Here is a 6,675-nt window from a genome sequence, read left to right as displayed (position 1 = left end):
CTGGCACAAGGTCTTTTACCCTTTCCCATTGCTCGTTTGTCAACTCCATGAGAAACCAACATATTAACTCAAGCTGGGATTCCCATTTTTGAGATAGCCTCTACTCAAAAAATGCGCTGTACATTATCTGTTATTATTGCAAGTAAGTGGCAAACATAAATTGTTATGGTTAACATTGCGGCACATGAACGGTGAAGCCATGTCAATGTCTTCCCGCCTTACTTAATGGCTGATAAACGAAAGATATTTTAAAGCAGCCTGTTTTAGTAGATGCGCAACTTACAGCAATATATCGCCTACCTGCTCTTAGTGCTCCTCTTCCGGGTACTAATGCCTGAAGATGCGATTTTATTGCTGCATGCCCACCAGCACACAGAGGACAAGGTGCAGGCAGAAGCAACAGTCGGCACAATGCACATCCATTGTGAAGTGGACGATTACTGCGGTAATTTCTTTCTTGCTCCTCACTTTTCCTATGATCTTGCTTTAGCACCACAAAGTGGCTGCTACATACAACCTTACGATTTCGTTTGGAAGTTTACATTTCCCAACAACACTTATCTTCGGGGCCCTCCTGTAGCCTAATCATTCCTTCAGAATGTATCCGCATTGAGCACAGCCAATTGCTGGAATTGCTTTTCACAGATTACCTGAAAGCAGGTAGTCTGTAACCTATGCTATGCTTTATCTGGTGAGTTTTGCAAGCCATAACCAGGCGCAACATTCCGGCCGTGGATATTGCGTGCGGCAGAATGGGCATTGTGGAAGATAAGCCGGTGCTGCAGATTCAGGAAGCACTGCTCAGCCTGGTGCGCCACCTGCAGATACAGGAAGGCAAGCCAGCCCCGGTGGAAAATCCGGTGATGATACCGCAGCGCACCTCCGTTAGCAGCGAGCACGAAGGCTTTTTCTACAGCGACCTCACCAGCGGCGACTATGTAAAGAAAAGCATGAAGCTGGGCTATCATCACCGACCTCTTCGGCAATCAGGTGACAGATGTCACCTGCCCGACAGACGGCGTTATCCTCTACAAAACCTTAAATCCACCTGTGAAGAAAGGCGATGGTTTATTCAGCATCAGCCATATAGATTAAAATCTTTTTTAAAACAGGTACGCCAGAATGAACTGCCTTTTCTAAAGGTAGGTACGGCTGCCTGACATTCAAATTTCGAAATCAACATGAAAGAATATATGTGTGTGCTGCTGCTGGTGTTCTTCCAGCTGGCGGTACAGGCGCAGCACTCCGGCGCCATAAGCGGCAGCGTAACCGCAAAAGACGGAAGCGGCATTGAAGGTGTCTCGGTTGTGCTGAAAGAAAGTAGCCAGTCAACCATTACGGGTTCTGACGGAGCCTTCAGTATAGGCGGTTTAGGATTTGGTGAATATACCGTTATTGCACAGGGTCTGGGTTTCGGCGTCGTGACCCGGCAGGTGGTATTGAGCGCCGGAGCCCCAAACGGCGTCTGTTCGCTTTACCCTTGACGCCAGCTCTAATGCGCTGCAGGAGGTGGAGGTGCTGGGCCGAAAGGAAACGACCTACAAAAGCGAATACAGCTTTATCGGCACGAAAACTGCCAGCCTGGTGATAGACGTGCCACAGACTATTTCATCGGTTACAAAAGAGCTGATGGAAGACCAGCAGGCCTTTACCCTGAACGATGTGGTGCAGAATGTGGCGGGCGTAAACCAGTATTTCGGTTACGATGATTTAACGGTGCGCGGCTTCCGCAATGGCTACGAAAGCGGCTTTCGCCTGGTAAATGGCTTGCGCTCGGGTTACAGCTATGGCAATGGCTTCTTCAGGGTGCCACTTACAGCAAACCTGGAAAGGGTAGAGGTGCTGAAGGGACCTGGCGCGGCCTTGTATGGCGACATCAACCCGGGCGGAACGGTGAACATGGTCACGAAAAAGCCACTGGAGGAAGAACGTAAAGCGGTCAGCTTCTCCGTGGGCAGCTTCCAGACGATGCGCTCTGCGTTGGATTTTACAGGGGCTTTGAACGAAGATAAGTCCCTGTTGTATCGTTTGAATGTTGGCTACGAAAATACCAAGACCTTTCGGGATGTGAACGACCGGCAGTCGCTTCTGATTGCCCCAACCGTTACGTTCAGGCCAACAGATAAAACCATTATCAACGCAGAAGTGGTGTACAGCAGCTTTAATGGCTACCTGGACCGTGGCCTGCCCATACAGGGAGGGGACCTGTTCGCGCTTCCTTTTTCCTTCTCCGTAAATCAGCCGAACGATCATTTTAAGGTGAAGGACCTGTCGCTCAACGCCTCGCTGAACCATAAAATAAACGAGTGGCTTTTTTCAATGTGGCGTATATGAAGTTTGCTTACGCGGAGGACATCCAGGAGCACCGCACGCTGAACACCTTTGCCGATGCACCGCTGAACACGGTGATGAACCTGCTTTATTTTGAGCGCCTGGCCAAGGAGTACACGGACAATCTCTCTGCCTACGCATCCCTTGCCCGCCATACAGGCAGCATCCGTCATAAAATTGTGTTAGGAGCCGATTATGTGAAGTTCGACACCGACAAGAACAGCACCATGTTCGAGGCGCGTCAACAGCTGGTGAATGGCGAAGCGGTACCTTTAACTTTTGACCTGAAGAGCCCTTTGTACGAGGTAAAGAACCCGAGCAACTACATTCGCCGGCCGATACCGCAGTTCTTTATCGACTACATCAACAATGTATATCACACCACCGGCTTGTATGTGCAGGATCAGCTGGATATTACTAAAAGACTGGGCCTGTTGCTGGGCTTACGCTACGAGATGTTCCGCGACGAGCGGGACTATGGCGATGGCGAAGAAAAAATAGCGCAGGACGTGCTTTTGCCACGGGCTGGGTTAACCTATTCGCTGCTCGACAACCTGAACTACTTTGCCTCTTACAGCCAGGGCTTCCGGCCTGTTAACCCGCAGTACATCAAGTACCCGGAACGCTATGGCCGAAGCGAGCCCTTCCGCAATGAAAGCAGCTACCAGGTAGAAACAGGCCTGAAAGAGGAGTTCTGTCAGAAAGCCTTGTTTGCCACACTTTCCTTCTACCAGATTGAGAAGCGCAATACGCTGGTGAATACCTTTCAGCTCACAGAGGAAGGAAACCCTATATACAGGCAGAATGGCAGAACCCGCTCACAAGGTGCCGAGTTGGAATTAACCGGAAACATTCTGCCGAACTTCAACCTGAATGCCAACTATGCTTTCAACCATACCGAGGTACTGCACTCTGACTTGCCTGCAGAAAATGGCATAATGGCGGCCAATGCACCCAGGTATTCGGCAGGGCTGTGGGCAAAATATACCTTCACCATACCGGCTTTAAGAGGAGTTGGGTTGGCAGTCGGTGGTAATTATGTGGGCGAGCGAAGAATGGAAACACTGGTAAGTGCCGTGAACACAGGAGAATTAATCTGGGACTACTGGCCTTCTTACACTGTGGCAAATGCCGCCCTGTTTTACAACGTCAACAAGTTCAAGTTCAGCTTTAACCTGAACAATGTGTTGAATGAGCGCTACTTTGTCGGCGGCTACGACTACTTCCGTGCCAGCCCGGGTGCCCCCCTAAATTTCATGACGACAGTAGCTTATACGTTTTGATGAAAATGATTGGCTGGTAAGTGGGGGCTGGTACGAGCTGCAAGCCCGCACCAGTGGTAGGAACAACAGAGTTGCAACGGTACAGATAGGTGGTTGAACCTACACCACAGCCAGATTCAGTTATAGTAAAACCCCTATAATCCCCTCTAGGGGATAGTTTTTCCACTGACCAAAATTAAAATATCTAACCTACATATGAACATTGTATTAGAAGCTAGACAACTCGCGAAGCAGTACCAGGACAAACTGGCGCTCAAAGGCCTGAACCTACAAATACAGGCAGGGGAGATTTTCTGCCTTTTGGGCCAGAACGGCGCTGGTAAATCAACTACACTCAACCTGTTCCTCGGTTTTATAAAGCCAACCTCCGGAGCGGCTTACATCAATGGATTGGAGGTAGCCACCAACGTGACCAAAATAAAAGAATACCTGGCTTACATACCCGAAAACGTGATGCTGTACCCTAACCTGACGGGGCTGGAAAACCTGGCGCTGTTCAGTAGCCTGGCAGGGTTCGAGTACTCCAAAAACGAACTGATGCACTACCTGGTGCGGGCTGGCTTGCCAGCCGAAGCCGCCAGCCGCAGGGTAGGGGGTTACTCCAAAGGGATGCGCCAGAAAGTGGGCATTGCCATTGCCGTGGCGAAGCATGCCAAGGTACTATTGCTCGATGAGCCAACCTCAGGCCTCGACCCAAAAGCCAGCAATGAATTTTCGGAATTGCTGCTGCAACTCAGCGATGCGGGCACCGCCATATTTATGGCGACGCACGATATTTTCAGATCGAAGGAAGTGGGGACCCGGGTAGGCATCATGCGGGATGGAGAATTGGTAGACGTGCTTTCTGCAGCCGAATTAAATGCCAATGAACTGGAGAAACTATACTTAAACTACATGCACGTATAACATGGTAAAAAGCATCGCCAAAAAAGAATTCATCAGCACCCTCCGCGACAGCCGCTTTGTGGCCCTGAGCGTGATTGTGCTGCTGTTGCTGCTGGCGGCTACCATCGTGGGGCTGCACAGTTATACAACACTTCAGGAAGAACGCGATGTGGCGCAGCAGACGGTAAACGACCAGTTTGCCAACGCTGCAGACCGCCACCCACACCGCATGGCCCACTACGGTTCCTATGCTTTCCGCCCAAAGTCAAGTATCAGCTTCCTGGATTTTGGCATGGACTCCTACACAGGAGCCTCCGTGTACATGGAAGCGCACCGGCAAAACAGCGCCAACTTCAGCCAGGCGCAGCAGTCCGCCTCGCTCATCCGCTTCGGCGAAATAACAGTGGCATTTGTGCTGCAAATGCTCCTGCCGCTGCTCATTATTTTCCTTTGTTTCGGCGCTTTTACGCAACAGAGGGAGACAGGAACCTTAAAGATATTGCTAAGCCAGGGCGGGTCGCTGCGGCAGGTGGCCTGGGCAAAAATAGCGGGCTACTGTAAGGTAGTGGCGCTGGTAGTGGCACCTGCTTTGGTTATGGCTAGCCTGCTGCTGTTTGGCAGGGGCGGCTTTGAGCTGGACGGCGACCTGCTGGTAAGGCTGCTGCTTTTTATGCTGTTCTACCTGGTGTATTTCTTTCTCTTTATTGTACTGTCGGTGGTGGTGTCGGCTTTGCACCAGCGTTTCAGCACAGCTTTGGTCTCCTTGCTGGGCATCTGGATTCTCTTCTGCGTGATAACACCTAAAGCAACAGCCAACCTGGGAGCGAATCTTTACACTACACCTACCAAAGCGCAAATGGATGCCGCTGTGCATGAGGAGGTAACCAAAGGTATAGACGGGCACAATTCAAGCGACGAACGCGTGGAGGCACTGAAACAGGAATTGCTGAAGAAGTACAAGGTAGCTACGCTGGAAGAACTTCCTGTTAATTTCGATGGCATACACATGGCGGCAGGAGAAGAGCACAGCACAAGGGTGTATCAGGAGCATTTCAATGAGCTGACAGGCATCTTCAAAAGCCAGAACCGCATCTCGGAATATGCAGGTTTGCTGAACCCTTACCTGGCGGTGCGCCACCTGTCTATGAGTATGGCTGGTTCCGACTACATCCACTTTCAGAATATGGCTGAGCAGTACCGTTTTAACCAGTCGCAGGAGCTGAACCACATCCAGGCTACCCAGCTCAAGTATGGCGACAAAGAAACACGCCTGAGCGGGGACACCTGGAAAAACTTTAAGCCTTTCGAGTATGAAACGCCCCATGCCGGATGGGCACTGGGTAACCATGTGGTGTCGCTTGTAGCCCTGCTGTTGTGGCTGGTGCTGGTATGCACGCTTGGCCTCAGGCTGATAGACAAAACAAAAATTGCTTAAGAGATGAAAAGATTCCGGATACTGATAAAATACGAATGGCTCAACTTCAGGGCCGATAAAGGGCTGCTGATACTCACCCTGCTGACACTGTTCGCAGGCCTGTACGGTATTTACTACGGCACAACGGAGATAGAGAGGCAGCGCGAAAACATAGCAGCGCTCGACGTGCTGACGGAGCATAACGTGGAGGAAATGAAAGAGAAGTTTCCAGGCGATGCGGATGCGGGGGACATTGGCTACTACCACTCCACCTTCGCCGTAAACCACCCCGGCTCCTGGGCCGGCCTCTCTATGGGGCAACGGGATGTGAATCCTTACTACATCAAGCTGCGCCTGCTCAACCTGCAGTCGCAGCTGTACGAATCGGAAAACATCAACCCGCTGAAAGTGCTTTCCGGCAACTTCGACCTGGCTTTTGTGCTGGTATACCTGTTTCCTTTGCTCATCATCGGGCTTTGCTTTAACATACTTTCGGCGGAAAAGGAGCAGGGCACTTTGCCTTTGTTGCTGTCGCAGCCTATTGGCCTGCCGCTGTTAGTAGGAGCCAAGCTTATGTTCCGGATGATACTGGTGCTGGGGCTGGCGCTGCTGCTTTCTGTTGCTGCCTTCGTGTGGGGACAGGTAACACCCGATGTAAGAGGCTGTTTTGATTTAGTTGAGTAAAAAAATAGGTGCCGGTTGTTGGGTAAGAAAAGTTTGCAGACTTATGGCTTACCCAAGCGACTTAACCGACACCCAATG

The 6,675-nt window shown here is 50.8% G+C and carries 8 protein-coding genes; all 8 read left to right on the top strand.

What is annotated here, in order from left to right; translation table 11 throughout:
* The first annotated feature begins 270 nt into the window (after positions 1-270).
* Entirely contained in the window at positions 271-585 is a 315-nt protein-coding gene (locus ACYVB1_RS13105; RefSeq protein ID WP_460924212.1) for a hypothetical protein, read from the top strand.
* Between the two features lie 113 nt (positions 586-698).
* Positions 699-1,160 (top strand): hypothetical protein, encoded by a 462-nt coding sequence (locus ACYVB1_RS13100; RefSeq protein ID WP_460924210.1) that lies wholly within the window; start codon positions 699-701, stop codon positions 1,158-1,160.
* A gap of 21 nt (positions 1,161-1,181) precedes the next feature.
* Positions 1,182-1,484 (top strand): carboxypeptidase-like regulatory domain-containing protein, encoded by a 303-nt coding sequence (locus tag ACYVB1_RS13095; protein ID WP_460924208.1) that lies wholly within the window; start codon positions 1,182-1,184, stop codon positions 1,482-1,484.
* Between the two features lie 31 nt (positions 1,485-1,515).
* Positions 1,516-2,334 carry a TonB-dependent siderophore receptor gene (locus ACYVB1_RS13090; RefSeq protein WP_460924206.1) on the top strand — a complete coding sequence of 273 codons (819 nt, stop codon included), beginning with the start codon at positions 1,516-1,518 and terminating at the stop codon, positions 2,332-2,334.
* On the top strand, positions 2,331-3,614 hold the full coding sequence (locus ACYVB1_RS13085) for a TonB-dependent siderophore receptor (RefSeq protein ID WP_460924204.1): 1,284 nt from the start codon (positions 2,331-2,333) through the stop codon (positions 3,612-3,614). The genes ACYVB1_RS13090 and ACYVB1_RS13085 overlap by 4 nt, the downstream gene beginning before the upstream one ends.
* A 195-nt stretch (positions 3,615-3,809) precedes the next feature.
* Positions 3,810-4,520: an ABC transporter ATP-binding protein gene (locus ACYVB1_RS13080; protein ID WP_460924202.1), complete on the top strand. Its 711-nt coding sequence runs from the start codon at positions 3,810-3,812 to the stop codon at positions 4,518-4,520.
* Position 4,521: 1 nt separating this feature from the next.
* On the top strand, positions 4,522-5,934 hold the full coding sequence (locus ACYVB1_RS13075; protein WP_460924200.1) for an ABC transporter permease: 1,413 nt from the start codon (positions 4,522-4,524) through the stop codon (positions 5,932-5,934).
* A 3-nt stretch (positions 5,935-5,937) separates the two neighbouring features.
* A complete protein-coding gene (locus ACYVB1_RS13070; protein WP_460924198.1) occupies positions 5,938-6,597 on the top strand; it encodes an ABC transporter permease subunit in 660 nt (219 codons plus the stop codon).
* The last annotated feature ends 78 nt before the right edge of the window (positions 6,598-6,675 follow it).

It is taken from the genome of Pontibacter brevis (assembly GCF_054779655.1).
Note: the sequence above shows the minus strand (reverse complement) of the source record. Positions and strands in the feature narration are given on the sequence as shown.

Excerpts from the sequence above, each read along its gene's own strand:
- ACYVB1_RS13105 (WP_460924212.1), top strand. The coding sequence starts at position 271 with ATGCGCAACTTACAGCAATATATCGCCTACCTGCTCTTAGTGCTCCTC.
- ACYVB1_RS13095 (WP_460924208.1), top strand. The coding sequence starts at position 1,182 with ATGAAAGAATATATGTGTGTGCTGCTGCTGGTGTTCTTCCAGCTGGCG.
- ACYVB1_RS13085 (WP_460924204.1), top strand. The coding sequence starts at position 2,331 with ATGAAGTTTGCTTACGCGGAGGACATCCAGGAGCACCGCACGCTGAAC.
- ACYVB1_RS13080 (WP_460924202.1), top strand. The coding sequence starts at position 3,810 with ATGAACATTGTATTAGAAGCTAGACAACTCGCGAAGCAGTACCAGGAC.
- ACYVB1_RS13075 (WP_460924200.1), top strand. The coding sequence starts at position 4,522 with ATGGTAAAAAGCATCGCCAAAAAAGAATTCATCAGCACCCTCCGCGAC.
- ACYVB1_RS13070 (WP_460924198.1), top strand. The coding sequence starts at position 5,938 with ATGAAAAGATTCCGGATACTGATAAAATACGAATGGCTCAACTTCAGG.